Origin of the sequence: Paracidovorax oryzae ATCC 19882, from assembly GCF_000687165.1 — a bacterium.
GTDB classification, from domain to species: domain Bacteria; phylum Pseudomonadota; class Gammaproteobacteria; order Burkholderiales; family Burkholderiaceae_C; genus Paracidovorax; species Paracidovorax oryzae.
On record NZ_JMKU01000044.1, the window covers coordinates 1 to 24,397 of the forward strand.

Below are 24,397 nucleotides of genomic sequence, written 5' to 3' on the forward strand. Positions count from 1 at the left end.
AGCAGTTGAGCTTGTCCAGCGAGGACAGCACTTCGATGAGCGCGGGCGTGAGCCGCACCGTGCTCGATCCGCAGCGCAGCGTGATCTCGTCGCCCGCCTCCAGCGTGATGGTCTTGGCCTTCACCGTGAGCGCGCCCGACACCTCCAGGCTGTCCGTGCCGCTCACGCTCGCCTTGCGGTCCGAGCCCACGCTCACCGAGTCACTGCCGATGACCGTGCGGGTCCAGTTGGCGCCCACGATGTCGTTGCGCACGCCGCCGATGTTGACGCTGTAGGCCAGCCCCACGTTCACCATCTTGGCCAGGCCCACGTTCTGCATGGCCGTCATCCCGATGGTCTCGGTCTTCATCGTGCCCACCCGGATGTTCCAGCTGGTGCCGATGCGGTCCTTCTCGCTCTGCCCGACGGTCTTGCTGCGGTGGCTGCCGATGCGGATGTCTTCGTTGGCGCCCACGGTCTCGTCGCGGTTGTCGCCGATCGAGATCGTCTCGTTGTGGTCCACCCGCTCCTTGCGGTTGGAATGGATGGTGATGGTCTCGTCGCCATCGACCTCCTCGGTGCGCCAGCCATGCACCGTGATCTTCTCGTTGCGGTCCACCGTCTCCGTGCGGTCCCGGTGGATCACGTTCGTCTCGTCCCGGTCGATGGTCTTGCGCCGGTCCTGGCCCACCCAGTGGTCCTCGTCGTTCTCCACTTCGATGAGCTGGTCCTTCTGCGCGTGCAGCCACACCTGCTCCGCGCCCTTCTTGTCCTCGAAGCGGATCGCGTTGGCGTCGCCCGCGCCGTTCTTCATCCCGTCGCCGAAGGCGCCACCCTTGCTCGACTTGGTCTTGATGCCCGACTGCGTGGCATTGCCCGGCAAGGCCCAGGGCGGCATGTTCGCGGCGTTGTAGACGCTGCCCGTGACGATGGGATAGTCGGGGTCGCCGTTCAAGAAGTCCACGATGACCTCCTGGCCGATGCGCGGGATCGAGATCGCCCCGAAGCCCGAGCCCGCCCAGCTCGTGGCCACCCGCATCCAGCAACTGGAGTTCTCGTCCATCGCCCCCAGCCGGTCCCAGTGAAACTGCACCTTGATGCGGCCGTATTCGTCCGTCCAGATTTCTTCTCCGGCCGGGCCGACCACGACGGCAGTCTGCGGACCCGTCGTGCGCGGCTTTTGCGTCTTGCGCGCCGGGGTGTACGGCAGGCTCGTGGGCTGGGCCGTGAGGCTGAATTTCTGGAACGAGCCCTGCTCCTCGTTGTGCTTGAGCGATTCGCCCGGCTTGGCGCTGTTGAACGATGAGCTGCGCGGGTTCTCGTGCAGGTGGTAGGTGACCCCGGTGATGAGATATTGCTGGTTCTGGTCGCCCCGCGGGTAGTTCTCCAGCGTGAAGGTGTAGCCCGTCGCGAGGCTGCGGTGGCGGGATTCACCCTTGACGACGCTGTGGCCGGTCAGCCCTTCCTGCAGGCGCACGCGGGCGTATTGCTCTCCGTCGCCGTGCTGCACGTAGCCGCCCGGCCATTCGTAGATCTCGTAAGCATCGTGCGCGTGCCCAGGCGGCTGCTGGCGCATGTTGGAGAGATCCGACCTCGGCTTCTTGAAGTCGTAGTCGTCGTTGTAGTACCGGCCGGGCTTGATCTCCTCGCCCAGCGTCCAGGCGTGGATGTTCTCGCGGTCGGCCACGGCCGACTTCTCGGGCGGGTAGAACGGGATCACGGCCGCGCCCGGCAGGGGCTCGTGGCCGGCCACGATGTCGTCTGCAATCACCAGGGTGTGCTGGCCGCTCGCGTGCTGGAAGTAGTAGTACGCGCCCTCATGCTCCAGCAATCGCGAGACGAAGTCGAAGTCGCTTTCGCCGTACTGCACGCAGTAGTCCCAGGCGCGGTAGGCGCGCGTGAGCTTGAGCTGCATCGGATAACCATAACGGCCCAAAACCTCCTCCACGATCTGCGGGACGGTCTTGAACTGGAAGATGCGGAAGTCCTGCCGCCGCGTGGCCACCCAGAGCCAGGGCTGCAGGCGCAGGTGGTAGGAGTAGAGGCGATGGTCCTGCCCCTGCATGCCGAAGCGCGTGACCAGGCCGTCCAGGTAACGCTTGCCGCCGCCCTCCGTCTCGATCTCCACCGTCGCCGTCTTGCCCAGCAGCGCCTTGGGATCGATGTCACGCCCTTCCGAGAGCAGGTCGATGTCGAAGGAGAAAAGCTGGCTCAGCTCTTCGCTGCCCCGCAGCTGCCGGAACTGCAGTTGCTCTCCCAGGGGCGTCTGGATGGTGACGCGGCGTGTCATTGTCTATCGTGCAACTCCCCGATTGCGGCAGAGTCAAGTTGTAAAAACTGACGATGATAGGAGCAGCATCGCAGGCCGCGATAGCCCCGGCAGGTAGGCAATTTGTTTCAAAAAATGTCCATCGATCCGCCGGTTCGCTGCACTGTACAAGTGCGCCGTATTGCCGGACCGGCGCCTGGCAGTGCGCTCCCTACTACACTCGGTCCTTTCGCTTTTTCCCGACGGTTCCTTCATGACGTACTGCGTCGCCATCAAGCTCAATGCCGGACTGGTCTTCCTGTCCGATTCCCGCACCAATGCCGGCCTCGACCAGATCAGCTCCTTCCGCAAGATGATGATCTACGAGCGTCCGGGCGACCGCTTCATGGTGCTGCTCTCCGCCGGCAACCTGAGCATCTCCCAGTCGGTGCGGGAAATCCTGCAGACCGAACAGCTGGTGGACCGCGACGGCAGCGACCCCATCACCATCTGGAACGCAAAAAGCATGTTCGACGCCGCGCGTGTGCTGGGCTCGGCCGTGCGACACGTGCACGAGCGCGACGGCGCGGCGCTGAAGCGATCAGGGGTGGATTTCAACGTGTCGATGGTGTTCGGCGGCCAGATCCAGGGCGAAGGCATGCGGCTCTTCCAGGTGTATTCGGCCGGCAATTTCATCGAGGCCACGCCGGAGACGCCCTATTTCCAGGTGGGCGAGTCCAAATACGGCAAGCCGGTGCTGGACCGGGTGCTCACGCCCGACACGCCGCTGGACGAGGCCGCCAAGTGCGCGCTGGTATCCATGGACAGCACGCTCAAGTCCAATCTCTCGGTGGGGTTGCCGCTGGACCTGGTGGTGTATGAGGCCGGACGCCTGTCCACCGACAAGATCGTCTGCATCGACGAGCAGAACCCGTATTTCCGCATGGTGCGCAGCAGCTGGGGCGAACGCCTGCGCCAGGTGTTCGACAGCATCGAGGACCCGGCCTGGAACGGTGGAGCGACCGATGTGCCGATCCTGGCGGAGACCACGCGCAGCCGCCCCCTGAAGAAGATCGGCACGCCGAGCGACAAGCTCATCTGAGGCGCGGGGTGGCGGTGCAGCCTCACCCTCCCCTTGCGGCTCCGCCATCCTGCCATCTTTCCGCCCCGCCCTGCCGGCCCCTTCCGCGATGACGACGCCCCTTCCGCTGGTCTTCTCCCACGCCAACAGTTTTCCGGCGGGAACATACCGCGTGCTCTTCGCACAGTTGCGCGAGCGCGGCTTCGACGTGCAGGCGGTGGACCGCTTCGGGCACGACCCGCGCTATCCGGTCACCAGCAACTGGCCCGCGCTGGTGCAGCAGCTCGCCGACTTCGCGCGCGAGCAGGCGGACCGCGCGGGCGGGCCGGTGTTCCTGGTGGGGCATTCGCTCGGCGGCTTCCTCAGCGTGATGGCGGCGGCGCGGCATCCGGAACTCGCGCGCGGCGTGGTGATGGTGGACTCTCCCCTGATCGGCGGCTGGCGCGCCGGGGCGCTGGGCATGGCCAAGCGCACGCAGGTGGTGGGCGCGGTTTCGCCGGGCAAGATCAGCCGGGCGCGCCGCGACCGCTGGGACAGCGCCGAAGACGCCTTCGAGCATTTCCGGCGCAAGAAGGCCTTCGCGCGCTGGGACAAGGCCGTGCTGCGCGACTACGTGGACCACGGCCTGCGTCCGCACGGGGACGGCGGCGTGGCGCTGCACTTCGAGCGCGAGGTGGAGACCGCCATCTACAACACCCTGCCCCACAACCTGGGCCGGCTGCTGTCCACGCATCCGCTGCGCTGCCCCGCCGCGTTCATCGGCGGGCTGGGCTCCGAGGAACTGCGGCAGGTGGGAGTAGACCTCACGCGCCGCGTGACGCGGGGCCGCATCACCATGCTGGAAGGAAGCCATCTCTTCCCGATGGAGCAGCCCCGCGCCACCGCTGCGGCCATCGAGGCCGCGGTGCTGAACCTGATCGGCGCGCCGGCAGGCTGAAACGGCGGGGCCGGTTCGCCGGAACGGAAGCCGCAAAAAATCACGGACGCAGGGCACCGCGATCCCCTACACTGCGGCGCAAGCTGGTTACATATGGACACAGCGTGCCGACATACAAGCACTGCGCGATGAACGCAGGCGGGCGGCACTCCGTTTTTTCGCGGGTCGCCCGCAGTCCTGGCTCCTGCAGACCCGCCACGTCCGAGCCTGCCACCTGATCCAAACGAGGGAATCCCACCATGGCCCAACGAAAAAGTCCTGCCCGCCTTGCCAAAGACCGGCGCGTCGCGCACCTGCGCGGCCTCGCCGCCGCCAACGGATCGGCCGACACCCCGTGGCCGTGGGATGCGCTGATCGCGCTCGAGGATGAGCTGGTCGGGCGGGTCGTGCTGCCCGGCAGCGCGGACTACGACGAGGCCCGGCAGGAATCGAACCCCGCGTTCCAGGCCTATCCGCTGCTCATCATCTATTGCGAGTGCGAAGACGACGTGATGCTGAGCCTGGCCTTCGCCAAGACCTGGAAGGCCTGGGTCGCGGTGCGCTGCGGAGGCCACAGCACGGCCGGCTACTCGGTCAACCAGATGGGCGTGGTGATCGACCTGAGCGATCTCAGCGGCGTGATGATCGACCCGGGCGCCGAACGGGTGCATGTGCTGCCTGGCACGGATTTCGACCATTTCAACGGCTCCATGGGCGCGACGGGCTGGCACGTGCCGACGGGCGCCTGCGGCAATGTCTGCGTGGGAGGCTTCGTGCAGGGCGGGGGCTACGGCTACACGTCGCGCGCGTACGGCATCCAGAGCGACCTGGTGGAGTCGATGCGCGTGGCCCTGGCCGACGGCCGGATCGTGACGGCCAGCGCGACGGAGAACGCCGGGCTGTACTGGGCCATGCGCGGCGGCACGGGCGGCAACTTCGGGGTGCTGCTGCAGGTCACCTACCGCATGGTGCGGCTGCCGAGCGTCTGGGCCTGGGCCATTTCCTGGGAAGCCGCCGACGCCGCCGACGTGCTGGTGCTGCTGCAGGAGCAATTCATGCGCACCGGTGCGCCGGACGAGCTGGGCTACATGATGAACCTGGGCTTCCGCGACGGGAAGCCGGTGTTCATGATCCAGGGCATGTACTGCGGCTCCCGCGACGAGGGCATGGCGGCCATCGCCCCGCTGCTGAGCTTCCCGACGGCCAGGCTGCTCGTGAACCGCAGCGGCAGCTACCCCGCCATGAACCGGTACCTGGACGACCACCCCTACGACCTGCCCCAGGGCCTGACGGAAGGCACCTGCGAAAGCAAGGCCTGCGGCTACCTGGACAGGCAGCTTACCAAGGCGCAATGGCAGTCGGTGATCGACTACTTCGCCACCTCGCCCAACACGTATTCGATGGCCTACCTGGAGCCCTATGGCGGGGCGATCGAGCGCTACCCGGTGGAAGACAGCGCGTTCATCCACCGCCACGTGGACGCGGATTTCGTGATGGATGTGTTCTGGACGAAGCCGGAGGACCGCGAAACGGTGCAAAACTGGCTGGCGGGATTCCAGGCCCTGATGCGTCCGATGCTGACCGGCAAGGTGTACCAGAACTACCCGGACGGCTCGCTGCAGAACTACGTGGATGCCTACTGGGACCAGGATGTGTACGCCCGGCTCCAGGAGGTCAAGCGGGCCTACGATCCGGACAACTTCTTCCACTTCGCGCAGAGCGTGAAGCCGTAGTCGCAGGCACGGGGCGGGCGCCCCGCCTTCCCCGCTTCGCTCAGCCCCGGCCGGCGTAGCGCACGCAGCCGGGGCCGGAGCGCTTGGCGGCGTACATGGCCTGGTCGGCGCGGGTCATGAGCAGTTCGATGTCACCCGCGAGGGGCGGATGCATGGCCACTCCGATGCTCGCGCCCACGCGCACGTCATGGCCCCCGACATCCATGGGCTCGGAGATGGCCGAGATGATGCGCGAGCCGATCTGACCGGCGAGGTCTTCCTGCACGTCGGTGTCGAGCATCACCAGGAATTCATCGCCGCCCAGGCGGGCCACGGTATCGTTGCCACGCACGGTATGGGCCAGCCGGCGGGCCACGTAGCGCAGTACCTCGTCGCCGACCTTGTGGCCGTGCCCGTCGTTGATCTTCTTGAAGCCGTCGAGGTCGATGAACAGCAGCGCGACCGCGCCGCCGCGCGTGCGGATCTCCGACAGCGAGCGCTCGAAGCGGTTGTGGAACGCCGAGCGGTTGTGCAGGCCCGTGAGCGAGTCGTGGTTGGCCAGGTAGTGCTGCTGCCGCGATATCTCCATCTTGGCCGAGATGTCCTGCACCAGCGACATGATCGAGGTCACGCGGCCGATCTCGTCGGTGAGCGCCGAATTGAACCACTCGCAATGCACCTCGGTGCCGTCCGCGCGCAGCAGGCTCGATTCCACCCGGTTGCGGGTCGCACGGCCAGAGCGCAGTTCGGAGAACGCCTGGGACAGGTGGTGGTCCATGGCGGAGGTGCCGGGCAGTTCGTGCAGGCGGCGGCGCTCGATCTGCACCAGGTCCTGCCAGCCCATGAGCTCGATGGCGCGGCGCGAGCAGCGCAGCACGCGGAGCTGGTCGTCCATCTCGAGCACGGCCAGGGGGCTGTTGTCCATGTGGGAGGACAGCCGCTGGTTGGCCGCGCGCAGCGCGTTCATCGCGACCTGCAGTTCGTCCACGTCCAGCGCGGCCGTGACGAAGCCGACGATGTCCCCGCGCATGTCCCGCCAGGGCGACAGGCAGATCGTGCGCCAGGATTCCCGCCCTTCGGGGTCGAGCACCAGCCGCTGGTAGCTCACCCGCTCGCCCAGCAGCACGCGCTGCACGTAGGGCATGAAGCGGGAATGGTTGTATTCACCGTAGAGCTCGAACAGGGTCTTTCCGACGATGTCGGAGGGCGCGGCCCGGAACCAGCGGGCATACTCGTCGTTGACATAGACGACGCGCTCGGCTCGGGAAATGACGGCGACGGTGGCGCCCACATTGCGCGTGAGCAGGCTGAGCATGTCAGTGTCTGAAATGTCCGGCGCCATCCCGGCAGCGGAAGACATGCCGTCCAGCGGCATTGGATTCGGCGTCATGGTGAACCGCGGTTCCTCTACCGTCCGGCTCCTGCCTCCGCATGCGCGGTACGGCCGGCAGGCCCGGACCCTGTCTGCGTCATCCCCCGTCGAATGCAGCGCTACCAGGGGCCCTCGATAGCGCTCAGCTTATCACTTTCTTTTTCAGATAGCAGCACGTGCTATGTAGTGATATGAAACCGGCACGCAAGCGCCTTCCGTGCCGCGGCACGGAAAGTCACTCGGCCCAGTGTACCCATCCGCTCCAGGCTGTGGCAAGCACCACGATGCCGAAAACGATGCGGTAATAGGCGAAGGGCACGAAGCTGTGGGTGCTGATGTAGCGCAGCAGCCAGCGCACGCACAGCCAGGCGCTCGCGAACGAGAACAGCAGCCCCACCGCGAACAGCGGCAGGTCGGCCATCGACAGCAGGTGCCGCTCCTTGTAGAGGCTGTACACGCCCGCGCCGATCAGCGTGGGGATCGCCAGGAAGAACGAGAAATCGGTGGCGGCCTTGCGCGACAGGCCCAGCAGCATGCCGCCGATGATGGTGGAGCCGCTGCGGCTCGTGCCCGGCACCATGGCCAGGCACTGCACCAGTCCCACTTTCAGCGCGTCCAGCGGGGTCATGTCGTCCACGGAGTCCACGCGCACGGCGCCGGGCGCCCGCCGTTCGGCCCAGAGGATGACGAAGCCGCCCAGGATGAAGGTGGACGCTACGACCACCGGCGTGAAGAGGTGCTCCTTGATCGCCTTGCCGAAGATCAGCGCGAGCACCACGGCCGGCAGGAAGCCGATGAGCACGTTGAGCGCGAAGCGCCGGGCGCGGGGCTGGGTGGGCAGCGCCACCAGGGTCTCGCGGATCTTCTGCCAGTACACCAGCACCACCGCGAAGATCGCGCCGGTCTGGATGGCGATGTCGAATACCTTGGCCTTGTCGTCGTCGAAACCGAGCAGCGCGCCCGCGAGGATCAGGTGGCCGGTGGAGGAGATGGGAAGGAACTCGGTCAGGCCCTCGACCACGCCCATGACGGCGGCCTTGGCCAGCAAGATGAAATCCACGGAAATCCTTTTTCGTGTGGTGGGGAAAGCAGCCGCGGATTATCGTGGCTCGGCAGCGCCCTGCCCGGCCGTGGCGGCGCGCCCGTCCTCCATCCAGGGGGCCTGCCAGCCGCCGCCCAGTGCCTGGATGAGCGATGCCACCGCGAGCTGGCGGTTCACCTGCAGCTGCAGCAGTGCACGCCGCGCGGACAGTGCCGCCACCTGGGCGGTGACCACGTCGGTGTAGCCCACCTGCCCGGCGCGGTAGCGGTTGAGCATCTGCTCCTCGGTGCGCTGCGCGGCCGAGACGGCCTCCTGCCGCAGCGGCTCCTGCGCCTGCAGGGTGCGCACCGCCGTGAGCTGGTCTTCCACCGTCTGGAAGGCACCCAGCACGGTCTGGCGGTAATTGGCCACGCGCGCGTCGCGGGCCGCGCGCGCCTGGTCCACGCGCGCGGCGATGGCACCGCCGTCGAAGATGGTCTGGGCGGCCGACAGGCCCAGCGACCACAGCGCGCCGGAGGCACTGAACAGGTCGCCCAGGCCGGTGCCGCTGCGCCCCAGGGAGGCCGTGAGGCTGAAGCTGGGGAAGTAGGCGGAGCGCTGCACGCCGATCTGCGCGTTGGCGGCGGCCACGGCGCGCTCGGCCGCGGCGATGTCCGGGCGGCGCTCGAGCAGGGTCGAAGGCAGTGCCGCCGGCACCGCGGGCACGCTGGCCACCCAGCTGCCCGCGGGCAGGCTGAACGCGGCCGGCGGCTGGCCGGCCAGTACGGCGATGGCGTGCTCGTAGCCGGCACGGTTGCGCTGCGCGGTGGCGAGATCGGCGCGGGCGTTGGCGAGCTGGGTGCGCGCCTGCAGCACGTCCGACTGCGCGGCCACGCCGGCGTCGTAGCGGTTCCGGGCGATGCGCAGGGCGCGGTCATAGGCCTGTACCGTGTCGCTCAGCAATGCGGCCTCGGCATCCGCCTCGCGCAGCTGGAAATACGCGGCCACCAGCGAGCCCACGGCGGAGAGCCGCGCCGCGGCCAGGTCCGCCTCGCTCGCCTGGGCGCTGGCGCGGGCGCTGTCCACGGTGCTGCCCAGGCGGCCCCACACGTCCGGCGCCCAGGTCGCGCCCAGCGCCGCCTGGGCCGTGGTGCCGCGGCGCGCGGAGCCCTCGCCGCCCGCACGGGTCTCGCTGGCCGACAGGCTCACGCCCGGCAGCAGGCCGGCGCGCTGCTCGCGCACCAGGCCCTGGGCCTGGGCATAGGCGGCCACGGCGGCGGCGATGTTCTGGTTCGATACCTGCACCTGGGCGGCGAGGCGGTTCAGTTCCTCGTCGCCGAACAGCGTCCACCAGTCGCCGCGGTCGGCGGCGTCGGCGGGCGCGGCCGGCTGCCAGAGCGCGCCCGCCTCCTTGAAGGCGGTGGGCATGGGGGTGGCGAGCGCCGGGGGCTGGTAGGGCGGCGCGACCGAGCATGCGGCCAGCCAGGCCGGCAGCAGCGCCGCGGCGCAGGCGCGCAGCATGCGCGGGGTGGAAGGATCGAAGGTCATGGTTGTTGCGCGGGCACGGCGGGTGCCGTGTCGGCGGCGCGGCTGAGGTGTCGTTCGTTGCCGGAGGGGCGGCGGAGCCTGTCGAGCAGCACGTAGACCACGGGCGTGGTCAGCAGCGTGAGCAACTGGCTGGCGATCAGCCCGCCGATGATGGCCACGCCCAGGGGTTGGCGCAGCTCCGAACCCTGTCCGAAGCCGATGGCCAGCGGCAGCGCGCCCAGGGCGGCGGCCAGGGTGGTCATCAGGATCGGCCGGAAGCGCAGCATGCAGGCCTCGCGCACCGCCTGCGTGGCCGACAGGCCCCGCGCGCGCTCGGCCTCCAGCGCGAAGTCAATGATGAGGATGGCGTTCTTCTTCACGATGCCGATCAGCAGGAACACGCCGATGAGCGCGATGATGGTGAACTGCATGTTGAACAGCAGCAGCGCGAGCACCGCGCCCACGCCGGCCGAGGGCAGCGTGGTGAGCACGGTAATGGGGTGGATCAGGCTCTCGTAGAGGATGCCCAGCACGATGTAGATCACCACGATGGCCGCCAGGATCAGGAAGAACTGCTGCCCCTGCGTCTGCTGGAAGCTGCGCGCCGTGCCCTCGAAGCTGCCGCGCACGTTGGTGGGCATGGCGATGTCGGCCTCGGCCTGCGCGATGATCTGCCGCGCCTCGCCGAGCGAGGTGTTGCCGTCCAGGTTGAAGGAAATGGTGGTGGCCAGTTCGCCGTCCTGGTGGCTGATGGAAGTGGGCGACGAGCGCTCCACCACCTTCGCGATTGCCGAGAGCGGCACCATGCTTTCCTGGGTGTTGGCCAGCACCTGCCCGGTGGACGCGCCACGCTGGCCGGGGTTGGCCGGGGAGCCGGTGGCGCCCGACGGGTTGGCCGGCACGAAGATGTCCTTGAGCGCCGGCGGGCCGCGCGTGTAGCCGGGGGCCCACTCCATGATGACCGAATACTGGTTCAGCTCGCTGTAGATGGTGGCCACGGACCGCTGGCCGAAGGCGTTGTAGAGCGCCGCGTCGATGGCCGCCGCGCTCACGCCCAGGCGCGCGGCGCTGTCGCGGTCCACCTCCACGTAGGTTTCCGAGCCGTTGTCGGCCTGGTCGGTGTCCACGTCGGTGAGCAGCGTCTCCTGTTTCAGGCGCTCGGCCAGCTTGGTCGCCCAGACGCGCATGTCGGCGAGGTTGTCGCTCTTGAGCGTGTACTGGTAGGTGGAATTGCTGGAGCGCCCGCCCATGCGCAGGTCCTGCACGGGCGAGAGGAAGACCTGCAGGCCGGTGAGCGCGGCGAGCTGCGGCCGCAGCCGGCCGACCACGGCCATGCTGGGATCGCTGCGCTCGGAGACGGGCTTGAGGTTGACGAACATGAAGCCGCCGCCCGCGCGCCCTCCCCCGGAGAATCCCACCACGGTGTCCACGGCCGGGTCCTTGCGGATGATGTCCACGGCCTGGCGCAGCTTGCCCGCCAGCGCCCCGGACGAGATGCTCTGGTCCGCGCGCAGGCCGGCCACGAGCTGGCCGTTGTCCTGCTGCGGGAAAAAGCCCTTGGGAATATGGCTGAACAGGTACACGTTGAGGCCGATCACTGCGAACAGGATCACGATGACGAGCGCCTTGCTCGCCAGCGCCCAGTCCAGCGCGTGGCCGTAGCCGCGCAGCACCGCATCCTGCGCGGCGACGGTCCAGCGGGCGAAGCGGCCCCGGGGCCGGGGTGGCGCGCCCGCGTGGCCGTCCGCGCCTCCCGGGCCTTCCGAGCGCAGCAGCCAGGCGCACATCATGGGCGTGGTGGTCAGCGAGATCACGAGCGAGATCGCCACCGCCACCGAGAGCGTGACCGCGAACTCGCGGAACAGCCGGCCCACCTGCCCGTCCATGAAGAGCAGCGGGATGAACACCGCGACGAGCGACAGGCTGATGGACAGCACGGTGAAGCCGACCTCGCGCGCGCCCAGCAGGGCCGCCTCCATGCGGTCCATGCCGGCTTCGATGTGGCGGCTGGTGTTCTCCAGCACCACGATGGCGTCGTCCACCACGAAGCCGGTGGCCACCGTGAGCGCCATGAGGCTGAGGTTGTTCAGGCTGAAGCCCAGCAGGTACATGATGCCGAAGGTGCCCAGCAGCGAGACCACGGTGGCCACCGCCGGGATGACCGTGGCGCGGGCCTTGCGCAGGAACAGGCCCACCACCAGCACCACCAGCGCGATGGAGACCATCAGGGTGACCTCGATCTCGCGCAGCGAGGCGCGGATGGAGTTCGTGCTGTCCGATGCCACGGCGATGCGGATGTCCTGCGGCAGCTGCGCCTGCAGCGAGGGGATGAGCGCGCGCACGCCGTCCACCGTCTGGATGATGTTGGCGCCCGGCTGGCGCGTGATGAGCACGACGATGGCCGGCTCGCCGTTGAAGAGGCCGAGCGTGCGGGTGTTCTCCACGCCGTCGATCACCTTCGCCACATCGCCCAGGCGCACCGGTGCGCCGTCGCGCCAGGCGATGACGAGGTCCGCGTAGTCGGCGGCGCGCCGCGACGGCGACGGGGTGTAGATCTGCATGCGCCGGCCGTCGCTCTCGATGGCGCCCTTGGGCCGGTTGGCGTTGGCCGCCTGGATGGCGGCGCGCACGTCCTCCGAGCCGATGCCGTAGCGGTTCAGCGCGAACGGCAGCAGTTCCACGCGCACGGCGGGCAGCGAGCCGCCGCCGATTTCCACGTCGCCCACGCCCTCCACCTGCGAGATGCGCTGGCTGACCACGTTGGAGACGGCGTCGTAGATCTCGCCCGGGGTGCGCGACCTGGAGGTGAGCGCGAGGATGATGACCGGCGAATCCGCCGGGTTGATCTTGCGGTAGGTGGGGTTGCTGCGCAGGGTGGCGGGCAGGTCCGCCCGCGAGGCGTTGATGGCGGCCTGCACTTCGCGCGCGGCGCTGTCGATCTTGCGGTTCAGGTCGAACTGCAGGCTGATGCGCGCCGAGCCGCTCGAGCTGGAGGACGTCATCTCGTTCACGCCCGCGATCACGCCCAGGCGCCGCTCCAGCGGCGTCGCCACGCTGGTGGCCATGGTCTCCGGGCTGGCGCCGGGCAGGTTGGCCGAGACGGAGATGGCCGGATAGTCCACCTGCGGCAGCGGCGCCACCGGCAGCAGGAAGAACGCCGCGATGCCCGCCAGCGCCATGCCGATGGTGAGCAGCACCGTGGCCACGGGCCGCTCGACGAAGGGGCGCGAGAGGTTCACGGGCGGCCCTCCCCGGCCGGTGCGGCCGGCGGCGCCAGTACAGCAGGCGCCTCAGCAGGCGCCTCAGCGGGCACCTCGGGCGCCGCGGCCGTGCCCCGGCCCGTCCAGCGGCGGCCCAGCCGGTCGAAGGCGAGGTAGATCACCGGCGTGGTGAAGAGCGTGAGCAACTGGCTCAGCACCAGCCCGCCGAAGATCGCCAGGCCCAGCGGACGGCGCAGTTCGGCGCCCTCGCCCCAGCCCAGCATCAGCGGCAGCGCGGCGAACAGCGCGGCCAGCGTGGTCATGAGGATGGGACGGAAGCGCAGCAGCGCGGCCTGATGAATGGCCTCGTGCGGCGGCAGCCCCTGGCCGCGCTCGGCGTCGATGGCGAAGTCGATCATCATGATCGCGTTCTTCTTGACGATGCCGATCAGCAGGATGATGCCGATGATGCCGATCACCCCGAGGTCGTTGCCCGTGAGCATGAGCGCGAGCAGCGCGCCCACGCCGGCCGAGGGCAGCGTCGAGAGGATGGTGAGCGGGTGCACGTAGCTCTCGTAGAGTACGCCCAGCACGATGTAGACGCAGACCATCGCGGCCAGGATCAGCCAGAGCTGGCTGGTGAGCGACTTCTCGTAGGCACCGGCCGCGCCCTGGAACTGCATCGACAGGCCCGCGGGCATGCCGATCTCCTTCGCCGCGGCGCGGATCGCATCGACCGATTCGCCCAGGGAGGCGCCATCGGCCCTGTCGAAGCCCAGCGTGGCCGCCGGATATTGCGCCACGCGCGTGATCTGCAGGGGCGCGGGCTGCTCGCGGATGGTCGCCACGGCCGACAGCGGCGTGGGCGCCCCGCCACCCGTGCGCAGCGGCAGCGTGCCCAGCGCCTCGGGGCTGGACAGCCCCTCCTTCTGCGCCTCCAGGATCACGCGGTACTGGTTGGTCTCGGTGAAGATGGTGGAGACGATGCGCTGGCCGAAGGCGCTGTAGAGGGTGTCGTCCACCGAACTGGCGGTGACCGAGAGGCGCGCGGCCGTGGCCCGGTCGATGTCCACGAAGGCCGAGAGGCCCTGCGCGCCCGCGTCGGTGGTGGCGTTGCGCACCTGCGGCACCGTCCGCAGGCGCTCCACCAGCTTGTTCGTCCAGGCGTTCACCTCGGCGGAATCGACGCCGCCGATGGTGGCGCGGTATTCCGTGGGCCCGGTTTCCGCGTCGATGGTCAGGTCCTGCGTCGGCTGCAGGTACAGCGTGACGCCCGCCACGGCATTCACCCGGTCGCGCAATCGCCGCATGACCGCCTCCTGGCTGTCCCGCCCCGCCTTGAGGTTGATGAGCAGGCTGCCCGTGTTGAGCATGGCGTTGTTGGCGCCGTCCACCCCCACGAAGGAACTGAGCGAGGCCACGTCGGGGTCCTGCAGGATGGCGCGCACGGCCTCCTGCTGCAGTCCGCTCATGCGCTCGAACGAGACGTCCTGCGCCGCCACCAGGCGGCCCTGCAGCTGGCCCGTGTCCTGCGTGGGAAACAGCCCCTTGGGGATGAAGATGTACAGCACCACGGTAAGCGCCAGCGTCAGCAGGGCCACGACGAGTGTCGCGCCCTGGCGGCGCAGCACCCACTGCAGCCAGACGTCGTAGCGGGCGATCACGCGGTCGAAGCCGCGCTGGATGGCGCCGCCCAGCCCGCGCGGCGGGGTGTCGGGCACGGCGCGCAGCCAGCGCGCGGACATCATCGGCACCAGGGTGAGCGAGACCACCGCCGAGATCAGGATGGTGAGCGCCAGCGTCACCGCGAACTCGCGGAACAGGCGGCCCACCACGTCGCTCATGAACAGCAGCGGGATCAGCACCGCGATCAGCGACACGGTGAGCGAGATGATGGTGAAGCCGATCTGCGTGGCGCCCTTGAGCGCGGCCTGGAACGGCGGCTCGCCCTCTTCGATGTACCGGGCGATGTTCTCGATCATCACGATGGCGTCGTCCACCACGAAGCCGGTGGCGATGGTGAGCGCCATCAGGCTCAGGTTGTTCAGGCTGTAGCCCAGCAGGTACATCACGCCGCAGGTGCCGATGAGCGAGATCGGCACGGCCAGGCTGGCGATGACCGTGGCGCGCAGGCTGTGCAGGAAGAAGAAGATCACCAGCACCACCATCAGCACGGCGAGCACCAGTTCCATCTCGACGTGGTGGACGGACGCACGGATGCCCGTGGTGCGGTCCGAGAGCACCTGCACGTCCAGGCCTGCGGGCAGCCCGGCCTGCAGCTCGGGCAGCTGGCGCCGGATGCTGTCCACCGTGGAAATCACGTTGGCGCCCGGCTGGCGCTGCACGTTCAAAATGATCGCAGGCGTCAATGTGGCCCCCACGCTCCCGGCTTCGCCTGGTTCGCTGCCCCCCGGGGGGGCCTCCGCTTGCTTGGGGCGGCCCGGCGCGGCGCGGACGCCGGCCCAGGCGCGCAGCCGGTCGTTCTCGGCCCCGTTCACCACGCGGGCGACATCGACCATGCGGACCGGCGCGCCGTTCTTCCAGGACACGATGAGCCGCTTGTAGTCGTCCACCGTGAGGAGCTGGTCGTTGGCGTTGATGGTGTAGGCGCGCTGCGGACCGTCGAAGCTGCCCTTGGCGCTGTTGGCATTGGCCGCCGAGATGGCGGTGCGCAGCGTGTCCAGCCCGATGCCATAGGAGGCCAGCGCCTTGGTGTCGGCCTGGATGCGCACCGCAGGCCGCTGTCCACCGGCCAGGGTCACCAGGCCCACGCCCTGCACCTGGCTGATCTTCTGCGCCAGCCGCGTGTTCACGAGGTTCTGTACCTCGGTGAGCGGCATGGTGTCGGAGCTGATCGCCAGCGTGAGCACCGGCGCGTCGGCCGGGTTCACCTTGGCGTAGACCGGCGGCGCGGGCAGGTCGGTGGGCAGCAGCGAGGAGCCGGCATTGATGGCCGCCTGCACTTCCTGCTCGGCGATGTCGATGGCCAGGCCCAGGTCGAACTGCAGCGTGACGATGGACACCCCCGCGGCGCTGGTGGAGGCCATGCGGGCCAGGCCGGGCATCTGCCCGAACTGCCGCTCCAGCGGCGCGGTGACGTTGCGGCTCATGACCTCCGGGCTGGCGCCGGGATAGAGCGTCTGCACCTGGATGGTCGGGTAGTCCACCTGCGGCAGGGCCGACAGGGGCAGGAAGCGGAATCCCACCAGCCCCGCCAGCACGATGGCCAGCATGAGGAGCGCGGTGGCGACGGGCCGCTCGATGAAGGGACGCGAGGGACTCATGGACGGGAGCGCGCGCGGGGATCAGGAACGGCTGGCAGGCGCCGACGCCGCCGCGGCGGCCGGAGCGGACGCGGCCGGCGCCGCTTCACCGGCATCCGGGCGTTGCCGGTGGCGGTGCGGTGCGCCATCGGCACCGCCGCGCTCCGCGCCTGCCGGCCAGGACGCACCGGAAGCCCGCCCGCGCCGCCCCGGCGCTCCCTGGGCCCCTCCCGGCCCGCCGGGCTCCTGCAGCTGCACGCGCGCGCCGTCGCGCAGGCGGTCGCCGCCTTCGGTCACCACGCGCTCGCCGGGCTTCAGGCCTTCCGCGATCGCCACCCACTCCACCGTGGACTGGCCGCGCCGCACCTTGCGCAGCGTCACCGTGCGGTCGTCGTTGATCACGTACACGAAGTCGCCGTTCGCCCCGGTCCGCACCGCGGTCACGGGCACCACCAGGGCCTCCACCTCGCGCAGTTCCATCCGCACGTTCACGAACTGGTTGGGGAAGAGCCGGCTGTCGGCGTTGGCGAAACGCGCCTTGGCCTTCACGGTACCGGTGGCGGTGTCCACCAGGTTGTCCAGGGTGGAGAAGCGGCCCTGGGCGAGGTCCGTGGTGCGGGTGCGGTCCTTGGCCACCACCGGCAACCCCGCGGCGCCCGCCTCGGTGGCTGCGGTCTGCACGTCGGCGACGCGGTCCTGCGGGATGGAGAACTGCACGTCGATCGGCATGGTCTGGGTGATGGTGGCCAGGCCCGTGGTATCGCCCATGGTCACGTAATTGCCCGCATCCACGGAACGCAGGCCGATGCGGCCCGCGGCCGGCGCCGTCACGCGCGTGTAGCCGAGGTTGAGGCGCGCGGTGCGCTCCTGCGCGCGGTCGGTCATCACGGTGCCTTCCAACTGCTTGACCAGCGCGGCCTGCGTGTCCACGTCCTGCCGGGCGATGGAGTCCTGCGACAGCAGGGTGCGATAACGCTCCAGGGTGATGCGCGCGTTCTCCAGCTGCGCCTCGTCGCGCCGCAGCGTGCCCTCGGCCTGCATCAGCGCCTGCTCGTAGGGGCGCGAATCGATCTGGGCGAGCACCTGGCCCTTGCGCACCATCTGCCCTTCGGTGAACAGCACCTCGGTGAGCACGCCCGCCACCTGGGGGCGGAGCGTGACGGTGGCGACCGGCGTCACGGTGCCCAGGGCCTCGATGGCCACCGGCAGGCGCATCGAGCGGACCGTCGCCTCGCCCACCGTGACCAGCAACCGGCCGCCGCCGGGCCCTGCCCCGCCACCGGCCGGCCGGGCCGGCCCTCCGGGTCCGCCTGCCGCGGGAAAACCCGGACCGGCCACGGGGGCCTTGGAGCGCTGCACCAGCCACCAGGCACCCGCGCACAGCAGGGCCACGGCCAGCACCGCCACCACGGCGCCGAGCCATCGAGCGCGCCGGCCGGGCGGCCGCGGACCTTCTTCTTCAGTACCGGGCACGGGAGCGGCGGGCGGGGCGGCGTGGGGGTCGTTGGGGCTCATGGGCATCGGATACGGTGGCGACAGCGAAAAAGGCGCACGGCCATGCGGCCACGCCTGCAGGCTCCCGCAGGACTGCGCCCCGATCGTAGAAGCTCAACGTGGCGTTTTGCCCGCTGCCGTGCGAAGAAACGTAAATCCCCTACACCAGCCGGACCCGGGGCACGCCGCCGGCTCCCGCGGCACCGCACCTGGCGCCGCCCGGGCGGCGGTCCGTCGCACCATGCTGGCCGCACGGTCCGGACCCGGGCACAGTCGTGGATCCATCATCCAGCCCTTGCGCCACCAGCCCCTGGCGGGGCGCACAATCCGACAGCGGATGCCGGGGAACGCCACGCCACCGCACTGCCCCAGCCATGACACCTTCGCCCCTGCTCCAGCTCCTCCGCCACGGCCTGCTGATCTCCGGCCTCTGCTCCGCCATCGCCGGCATCCAGGTGGCCTATGGCCGCGGTCCCTGGCATGCCCAACTGGTGCATTCCATGTCGATCGGCATGATCAGCTGGCTGTTCGTGGAGGCCGGCCGCTTCTGGCTCACCCGCAACAGCCCCGTTCCCTGGCCCCTCGGCTGGCAGGGATGGGTGCTGGTGGCCGTGAGCGGCACCATCGGATTCAACGCCGGCAATGCCATCGGCGACGCGTATGTCCGCTCGCTGCATCTGCCGCACTCGGCGTCGCATCCGGGCGACCCCGGTTCGGCCGTCGTCACCACCATGCTCGCCAGCGCCGCGGTGTCGCTGTTTTTCTATGCCCGGGGCAAGTCGCGCTACCTGGAGGGCCGCATCGCGCAGGCGCAGCGGGACGCGGCCGAGGCGCGGCTCAAGCTGCTGCAGACCCAACTCGAGCCGCACATGATGTTCAACACCCTGGCGAACCTGCATGCCTTGATCGGCACCGATCCGCCACAGGCGCAGGCCATGCTGGACCACTTCATCGCCTACCTGCGTGCCACCCTGGGGGCTTCGCGTGCGGCGGTCCACCCGCTGGCCGACGAATTCGCCCTGCTGCGCGACTACCTGGAACTCATGGCCGTGCGCATGGGGCCGCGCCTGTCCTACGCGCTGGACCTGCCGCAGTCCCTGGAATCGGTCCCGGTCCCGCCGCTGCTGCTGCAGCCCCTGGTGGAAAACGCGATCCGCCACGGCCTGGAGCCGCAGGTGGAAGGCGGCCGCATCGAAGTCACCGCACGATGTACCCCGGGCCCGGCCCCGCGCCTGGAGCTGAGCGTCTGCGATACCGGTGCCGGCCTGCGGCAGGCCCCTGCGGCGGCCGGGGCGGCTCCACGCTCCGGCAGCCGCTTCGGCCTGGCACAGGTCCGCGAACGGCTCGCCACGCTCGAGGGCCCCCGTGCCACGCTGGACCTGGTGCCCGGCGACGGGGGCCGGGGCGCGCGGGCCTGCATCTTCCTGCCGCTGGACCTGCCCGCGGCCCCGTCCGGCACCACCGCCGGCGCCCTTACTGGAAACACCCCGACGCCATGCACGCCCCCCGCGCACTGATCGCCGAAGACGAACCCCTGCTGGCCGCGGTCCTGCGCCGGGAACTCGCGCGCGCCTGGCCCGAGCTGCAGATCGCCGCCACGGTGGGCGACGGCGACAGTGCCGTGCACCAGGCCCTGGCGCTGCGGCCCGACGTGCTGTGGTTCGACATCCGAATGCCCGGCCGCAGCGGGCTGGACGCCGCACTGGAGATCGCCGGCGCCTGGCCGCTGGAGGAGGCACCGTTTCCCGCCCTGGTCTTCGTCACCGCCTATGACCAGTACGCGGTGCAGGCGTTCGAGGCGCAGGCGCTCGACTACCTGCTCAAGCCCGTGCAGGCGCCCCGGCTGCTCAAGACCGTGCAGAAGGTCCAGGCAGTGCTGGCGGCACGGGCACGCCGGCCGGAGGGTGGCGAAGTCCCGGATGCGGACGCTCCGCCGCGGGACGAAGCCGGGCTCGAGGCCCTGCTGGAACGCCTGCGCGGCCTGCTCCCGGGCGCGTTCCCTGCCACGGCAGCCGCGGCAACGCCCTCTCCGGATGCCGTGCCGCTGACCGTCATCCAGGCCAGCAGCGGCCCCCGGATCCACTTCGTCCCCGTGGCGGACGTGCTGGTGTTCGAGGCGGCGGACAAATACGTGCGCGTGCTCACCGCCCGGCAGGAATACCTGATCCGGACCCCGCTCAAGGAACTGGCGGCGCAGCTCGAGCCCGACGTGTTCTGGCAGATCCACCGCGGCACGCTGGTGCGCGCGTCGGGCATCGAATCGGTGGAGCGCGACGAGGCGGGACGCCTGCACCTGCGCCTGCGCGAGCGGCCCGAGCGCCTGCCCGTGAGCCGCCTGCACGCCCACCGTTTCAAGGCGATGTGAGGCCGTTCAGCGGTTGGCCGCCAGCAGCAGCCCGCCGGCCCCCATGAAGAATCCGCCGGTCGCCTTGTTGAGCCTGGCCACGCCGCGTTGCGAGCGGATCACCCGGCGGATCTGCCGGCCGCAGCTGGCATAGACAGCGGTGGAGACGAACTCGGCCAGCAGGTACACCGAGCCCAGCACCAGGAACTGCCGCGCGGCGGGCTGCGCCGGGTCGATGAACTGCGGGAAGACCGCGGCGAAGAGGATGATCGCCTTCGGATTGGTGATGCCCAGCAGGAATTCCTGCGCGGCCAGCGCGCGCCAGGTGGGCACGGCCGCGCGTTGCGCGGGAGCGGTCGCCGCATCGCCGCCCTCCAGCAGGTCCAGCCCGCCGAACTCCCGGCTGTTCCAGGCCCGCCACCCCAGCCAGAACAGGTAGGCCGCGCCCACCCACTTCACGGTGGTGAAGGCGGCCTCGGAAGCCAGCAGCATGGCCCCCAGGCCCACGGCGGAAATGGTCAGGAAGATCGCGAACGCCGCCGCCCGGCCGATGGTGGCGAACATCGCCGCGCCCACTCCGGCGCGGATGCCGTTGTTCAGGCCGCAGAAATTGTTGGGGCCTGGCGTGAGCGCGATCGCCACGGCCACGGGAGCGAACAGGAGAGCGTCCATGGGATGTCCTGGAAAAGCCTTCGGGTGATGTCCCGGGATCTTACGACCTTCCCGCCGGAGATGCTTCTGCCATGGATGCGCCGGCCGGTTCCAGCGGCAGTCCGTGCGATGGACTGGCCACACCGGCGTCCGGTCTTGGCCGCGGTGCAGCGGCCGGCCCAACCGGCTCTGCGCCCGGTGCCCGGGCGCGGTCGCGCGCGAAGTTCCAGCCCAGCCACAGAGCCAGTACGGAGATCGCCGCGCCCATCACGGCCAGCGCCAGCGTGGCGAGCGCGGCGGAACGGGAGGCATCCTGCGCCAGCGTGTCCGCGAACTGCTTCTGCAACGCGCGGGAATCGTCCAATGACTGGAACATCAGGCTCTGCCGCGGGCGTACCTCGCCCAGCAGCACGACACCGGCGGCGGCGCGCTCTCCCCGTTCAGCCAGGTCCACCGCGCGTTCCAGCGCCATGTTGTATTCGGCGCGGTTTTGCCAGAGGGCATCCATCGACCTCCTGGCTTCCGGCTGCGTCACGGACGTGTCCAGGACCTGCAGGATTTTCTCGTTGGCCTCGCGCAGTTCGGCCAGCTTGCGCTTTTCTTCCCGCTGCACCACGGTGCTGCCGGATATCACGATGTTGCGCGCATAGCGGGCGATGGCGTTCAGGTTGTCCTTCAGTTCGGTGAACTGCGCCACCTTGACCATCCGGTCCGCGGTGATCTCCTGCAGGCTCGAGGTCAGCGAGCGCAGGGCCAGCGCTCCCAGGAGCGCGGCCACGATGCCGATCAAGGCCAAAGTGCCTAGGCCGACCGCCAGGCGGATGGGAATTTTCGGGGTGGGCATGGGGCTGGCCTTCCACGGACTCGCGGGGCACGCGGCCACGCACCATCGATGAACACTATTAATTTAATCACATTGGAAGTATTTTTGCAGGATGACATCACAACTTTCCATTTTCAATCCGCCAAACCACCCTTCCAGTCAATCGCCCAGCTCGACCACCTGGGCCCAGGGAATCCCACCCAAGGCGTCGTAGTGCGCGACCACCACGCCCTGCGCCCGTGGCGCACCGCCCGCCGGCAGTTTCGACAGCAACTCGCGCAGATAGTCCACCGAAGGCCGGTCCAGCCCCGCGATCGGCTCGTCCACCAGAACGAGGGACGCGCCGCAGGCGAAGCCGGCTGCCAGCAGGATCTTGCGGCGCGTACCGGTGGACAGTTGCTCCATCCGCTTGCCGGCGTGACCGGCCAGGCCGAACCCCTCGACGTGCTGCGCCAGGGCCTGCGCGCTCCATTCCGGCCAGCGCTGCGCCTGCCCGGCCCACCAGTCCACCGGCGTCTCGTGTTCAGCGGGCAGCCCCGGGCCATCGCCCCGGGGATCGGCCCAGAAAATGCCCCCGCCGCACGCCGCCACCCGCCCCGCCTGCGAACGCAGCGCGCCCGCGATGATCCGCAACAGCGTGGTCTTGCCGCGTCCATCGCCGCCCCGCAGCAGCGTGGCGCCCGGCCCGATGCGCAGGTCGATGCCATCGAACAGCGGTGCGGCGGCACCCGGGGGCGTGTAGCGCAGGCCGAGGCCTTCCCAGAGAACGGGCATGGCTGCCGGGGCAGCGGTGCGGAGCGAATCGGGCGGGAGGGAGGTCATGGCAGGCAGGAGCGGTACGGGAAACGGTCGGCCTACATTCTGTGGCAATCTGCAGGGCGTGCTGGCCGACAATCGGCCGCCAGGCACCCTTCCACTGTCCAGTCCACCCACTCCCGGCCCATGACCCTGCGTTACCTCGATTTCGACCACAGCGAAGACGGCGAAGGCGGCGGCACCTGGGACGCGATGGCCAGCGTCACCGGGGAGCACGTGGAGGCACTGCACGCGGAAATCGCGGCCGTGCTGGACTGGGCCCATGGGCGGTTCGGCAGCCAGCGCGGTCCCATCGAAGAGGATGGGGAATGGGATTACGACCTGCAGGCCGTGGAGGAAACCTCCACCGGACAGTCGCTGCGCTACGACGAGGAGCAGCGCCGGGTCGTGGCCGAGCCGGGCGCCACGGGTGCGCCGCGCCACACCGTCACCCTCTCGCTCTGCGGCACGCGGGCCTTCTGCGAGGCGTTCCGCGAGCGTTTCGGACTGGAATAGATCGTCCTTGCCGCGGGCCGGCGCTCCGGGCACCTGCCGCCTATACGGCGTCCACCACCGCCAGGACGACGGCCGACTCGTCCATGGACATCACCACGCGCCGGCCCGCGCGCAGGCCGGATCCGGGCTCCACGAAGCCCACCATGCGGACACCGGCATCGAGTTCGGCGGATACCTCGTCCCCCTGCGCACCGCCACGCGACAGGCGCGCCACCCGGCCTGGCCACGCGTTGGAGCGCCCCGCTCCGGGCACGCACCGGGCAGCGGCGCGAACGGGCGGTGCGGGCTCCACGCGCACGGCCGTGGCCTTGCACAGTGCCAGCACCGCGGTGCCCGGCTGCAGGCCGAGGAGTTCGGCACTCTCGCGGGTGATGCGGGCACACAGTCGCAAGCCGCCCTCCGGCGCCTTCGCGCCCTGCCCCACTGCGGATTCGCCCTGCAGCCAGACCCGCACCACGGGGCCCATCGGCTCCAGCGCCTGCACCACGCAGGGCCACTGGTTGCGCATGCTGGTGCGCAGCGCCAGGCCCGCGGCCGGCCGCACCGCGCGGGCCTGGCCAGGCTGGCCACCTGAGGGTGATGCCTGCGCCCCGGACGCACCGGCGTTGGCCAATACCCCGGCCCGCGCCTGCGCCAGCGCATCCGCCGTGCGCAGCAGCGCATGCCCGGCCTCGGTCAGTCGCGCGCCACCGCCGCCGGCCCCGCCCACCGCGCGCTCCACCAGGGGCACGCCGGCCAGATTGGTGAGGGTGTCCACCGCCTGCCAGGCAGCCTTGTAGCTCACGCCCACCACGCGGGCCGCCTGCGAAATCGAGCCACCGGCCCCGATCTCGCGCAGCACCGCCACCCGCCGGTCGGCCGGACCATGGGCCAGCGCATCGGACAGGGCAGCCGGCGCCAGGGGGGCATTGCGGGAGGGAATCGGGGGACGGGCGGCACGGGAAGGCATGGGCCGATGATGCCGCAGCAGGCATGCTTACATGCCGACACAAAAACCCTCCCGTCGGATGATGCCGGCCTGGGCCGATCCTCCCTAGCATCTTCGACCTTTGGGCGGCCCGGCGGTCCCCCTCCAGGAAAGAAAACACCATATGAGCGGCAAACCCGCGGCCCGGCAGGGCGACATGACAAAAGACGGCGGCCCGATCGTCCAGGGCTCGGCGACGGTGCTGATCGGCTCGGCGGGGGGCGTGGCGTGCTCGGTGTGCCCCGGTGGCATGGCGGTGGGCAACCCGGTGAACCCGGCGCTGGGCGCGAAGGTGCTGACGGGGGCGGATGAACTGGACTTCGCGCTGCCCGGGCCGCTGCCGCTGGCGTGGCAGCGGGTGTACAGCAGCTATGTGAACGCGGAGCACGGCGCGGCATGCGGGTTGCTGGGGTATGGGTGGAAGCTGCCGCTGGAGTTGCGGTTGCGGCTGGAGTCGGATCGCGCGGTGCTCTTCGATGCATCCGGGC

18 protein-coding genes are annotated in these 24,397 nt (G+C 69.8%); 7 read left to right on the forward strand and 11 right to left on the reverse strand.

Going from position 1 to position 24,397, the window contains the following annotated elements:
• On the reverse strand, positions 1-2,269 hold a 2,269-nt coding region (locus T336_RS0121625; protein ID WP_026434083.1), incomplete at its 3' end, for a type VI secretion system Vgr family protein.
• Positions 2,270-2,501: 232 nt separating this feature from the next.
• On the opposite strand from T336_RS0121625, the gene T336_RS0121630 reads away from it, so the two are divergent.
• The 3 genes from T336_RS0121630 (at position 2,502) to T336_RS0121640 (ending at position 5,957) form a co-directional block, all read left to right on the forward strand.
• Positions 2,502-3,329: a proteasome-type protease gene (locus T336_RS0121630; RefSeq protein WP_026434084.1), complete on the forward strand. Its 828-nt coding sequence runs from the start codon at positions 2,502-2,504 to the stop codon at positions 3,327-3,329.
• Positions 3,330-3,417: 88 nt separating this feature from the next.
• Complete coding sequence (locus T336_RS0121635; RefSeq protein WP_026434085.1) at positions 3,418-4,245, forward strand: alpha/beta fold hydrolase; 828 nt, start codon at positions 3,418-3,420, stop codon at positions 4,243-4,245.
• A 239-nt stretch (positions 4,246-4,484) separates the two neighbouring features.
• On the forward strand, positions 4,485-5,957 hold the full coding sequence (locus T336_RS0121640) for an FAD-binding oxidoreductase (protein ID WP_026434086.1): 1,473 nt from the start codon (positions 4,485-4,487) through the stop codon (positions 5,955-5,957).
• Positions 5,958-5,997: 40 nt separating this feature from the next.
• Here the strand turns inward: T336_RS0121640 and T336_RS0121645 are convergent, their stop codons facing one another.
• The 6 genes from T336_RS0121645 to T336_RS0121670 form a co-directional block, all read right to left on the reverse strand.
• A complete protein-coding gene (locus tag T336_RS0121645; protein ID WP_019702897.1) occupies positions 5,998-7,326 on the reverse strand; it encodes a diguanylate cyclase domain-containing protein in 1,329 nt (442 codons plus the stop codon).
• Positions 7,327-7,543: 217 nt separating this feature from the next.
• Positions 7,544-8,368, reverse strand: a complete 825-nt coding sequence (locus T336_RS0121650) for an undecaprenyl-diphosphate phosphatase (RefSeq protein WP_026434087.1) — start codon at positions 8,366-8,368, stop codon at positions 7,544-7,546.
• A 39-nt stretch (positions 8,369-8,407) separates the two neighbouring features.
• The gene (locus T336_RS0121655; protein WP_019702899.1) at positions 8,408-9,877 is read right to left on the reverse strand and encodes an efflux transporter outer membrane subunit; all 1,470 of its coding nucleotides are present in this window, start codon (positions 9,875-9,877) and stop codon (positions 8,408-8,410) included.
• Complete coding sequence (locus T336_RS0121660) at positions 9,874-13,095, reverse strand: efflux RND transporter permease subunit (RefSeq protein ID WP_019702900.1); 3,222 nt, start codon at positions 13,093-13,095, stop codon at positions 9,874-9,876. The genes T336_RS0121655 and T336_RS0121660 overlap by 4 nt, the downstream gene beginning before the upstream one ends.
• On the reverse strand, positions 13,092-16,340 hold the full coding sequence (locus T336_RS0121665; RefSeq protein WP_026434088.1) for an efflux RND transporter permease subunit: 3,249 nt from the start codon (positions 16,338-16,340) through the stop codon (positions 13,092-13,094). The genes T336_RS0121660 and T336_RS0121665 overlap by 4 nt, the downstream gene beginning before the upstream one ends.
• Before the next feature lie 21 nt (positions 16,341-16,361).
• Positions 16,362-17,834 (reverse strand): efflux RND transporter periplasmic adaptor subunit, encoded by a 1,473-nt coding sequence (locus tag T336_RS0121670; protein ID WP_026434089.1) that lies wholly within the window; start codon positions 17,832-17,834, stop codon positions 16,362-16,364.
• Between the two features lie 353 nt (positions 17,835-18,187).
• On the opposite strand from T336_RS0121670, the gene T336_RS25525 reads away from it, so the two are divergent.
• Entirely contained in the window at positions 18,188-19,330 is a 1,143-nt protein-coding gene (locus T336_RS25525) for a sensor histidine kinase (RefSeq protein ID WP_035226890.1), read from the forward strand.
• A complete protein-coding gene (locus T336_RS0121680) occupies positions 19,309-20,178 on the forward strand; it encodes a LytR/AlgR family response regulator transcription factor (RefSeq protein ID WP_026434090.1) in 870 nt (289 codons plus the stop codon). Before T336_RS25525 ends, T336_RS0121680 begins: the two co-directional genes overlap by 22 nt.
• A 6-nt stretch (positions 20,179-20,184) precedes the next feature.
• On the opposite strand, the gene T336_RS0121685 is transcribed toward T336_RS0121680, so the two are convergent.
• The 3 genes from T336_RS0121685 to T336_RS0121695 all read right to left on the reverse strand — a co-directional run bounded on the left by T336_RS0121685 (position 20,185) and on the right by T336_RS0121695 (position 22,453).
• On the reverse strand, positions 20,185-20,829 hold the full coding sequence (locus T336_RS0121685) for a LysE family translocator (protein WP_019702092.1): 645 nt from the start codon (positions 20,827-20,829) through the stop codon (positions 20,185-20,187).
• Between the two features lie 40 nt (positions 20,830-20,869).
• The gene (locus T336_RS0121690) at positions 20,870-21,652 is read right to left on the reverse strand and encodes an MCP four helix bundle domain-containing protein (protein ID WP_026434091.1); all 783 of its coding nucleotides are present in this window, start codon (positions 21,650-21,652) and stop codon (positions 20,870-20,872) included.
• 138 nt (positions 21,653-21,790) lie between these two features.
• Positions 21,791-22,453, reverse strand: coding sequence for an ABC transporter ATP-binding protein (locus T336_RS0121695; protein ID WP_019702094.1), 663 nt, complete (start codon positions 22,451-22,453; stop codon positions 21,791-21,793).
• A gap of 120 nt (positions 22,454-22,573) precedes the next feature.
• Between T336_RS0121695 and T336_RS0121700 the strand changes: the two genes are divergently transcribed.
• Positions 22,574-22,942 (forward strand): hypothetical protein, encoded by a 369-nt coding sequence (locus T336_RS0121700; RefSeq protein ID WP_019702095.1) that lies wholly within the window; start codon positions 22,574-22,576, stop codon positions 22,940-22,942.
• Positions 22,943-22,982: 40 nt separating this feature from the next.
• On the opposite strand, the gene T336_RS0121705 is transcribed toward T336_RS0121700, so the two are convergent.
• Positions 22,983-23,891 carry a TOBE domain-containing protein gene (locus T336_RS0121705; protein ID WP_026434092.1) on the reverse strand — a complete coding sequence of 303 codons (909 nt, stop codon included), beginning with the start codon at positions 23,889-23,891 and terminating at the stop codon, positions 22,983-22,985.
• A gap of 142 nt (positions 23,892-24,033) precedes the next feature.
• On the opposite strand from T336_RS0121705, the gene T336_RS0121710 reads away from it, so the two are divergent.
• The coding region (locus T336_RS0121710) for a DUF6531 domain-containing protein (RefSeq protein ID WP_026434093.1) at positions 24,034-24,397 on the forward strand (364 nt) is incomplete at its 3' end.

Coding starts and splice junctions, on each gene's coding strand:
- T336_RS0121655 (WP_019702899.1), bottom strand. CDS start 9,877: ATGACCTTCGATCCTTCCACCCCGCGCATGCTGCGCGCCTGCGCCGCG.
- T336_RS0121695 (WP_019702094.1), bottom strand. CDS start 22,453: ATGACCTCCCTCCCGCCCGATTCGCTCCGCACCGCTGCCCCGGCAGCC.
- T336_RS0121690 (WP_026434091.1), bottom strand. CDS start 21,652: ATGCCCACCCCGAAAATTCCCATCCGCCTGGCGGTCGGCCTAGGCACT.
- T336_RS0121640 (WP_026434086.1), top strand. CDS start 4,485: ATGGCCCAACGAAAAAGTCCTGCCCGCCTTGCCAAAGACCGGCGCGTC.
- T336_RS0121680 (WP_026434090.1), top strand. CDS start 19,309: ATGCACGCCCCCCGCGCACTGATCGCCGAAGACGAACCCCTGCTGGCC.
- T336_RS0121635 (WP_026434085.1), top strand. CDS start 3,418: ATGACGACGCCCCTTCCGCTGGTCTTCTCCCACGCCAACAGTTTTCCG.
- T336_RS0121705 (WP_026434092.1), bottom strand. CDS start 23,891: ATGCCTTCCCGTGCCGCCCGTCCCCCGATTCCCTCCCGCAATGCCCCC.
- T336_RS0121700 (WP_019702095.1), top strand. CDS start 22,574: ATGACCCTGCGTTACCTCGATTTCGACCACAGCGAAGACGGCGAAGGC.
- T336_RS25525 (WP_035226890.1), top strand. CDS start 18,188: ATGACACCTTCGCCCCTGCTCCAGCTCCTCCGCCACGGCCTGCTGATC.
- T336_RS0121645 (WP_019702897.1), bottom strand. CDS start 7,326: ATGACGCCGAATCCAATGCCGCTGGACGGCATGTCTTCCGCTGCCGGG.
- T336_RS0121670 (WP_026434089.1), bottom strand. CDS start 17,834: ATGAGCCCCAACGACCCCCACGCCGCCCCGCCCGCCGCTCCCGTGCCC.
- T336_RS0121665 (WP_026434088.1), bottom strand. CDS start 16,340: ATGAGTCCCTCGCGTCCCTTCATCGAGCGGCCCGTCGCCACCGCGCTC.
- T336_RS0121630 (WP_026434084.1), top strand. CDS start 2,502: ATGACGTACTGCGTCGCCATCAAGCTCAATGCCGGACTGGTCTTCCTG.
- T336_RS0121685 (WP_019702092.1), bottom strand. CDS start 20,829: ATGGACGCTCTCCTGTTCGCTCCCGTGGCCGTGGCGATCGCGCTCACG.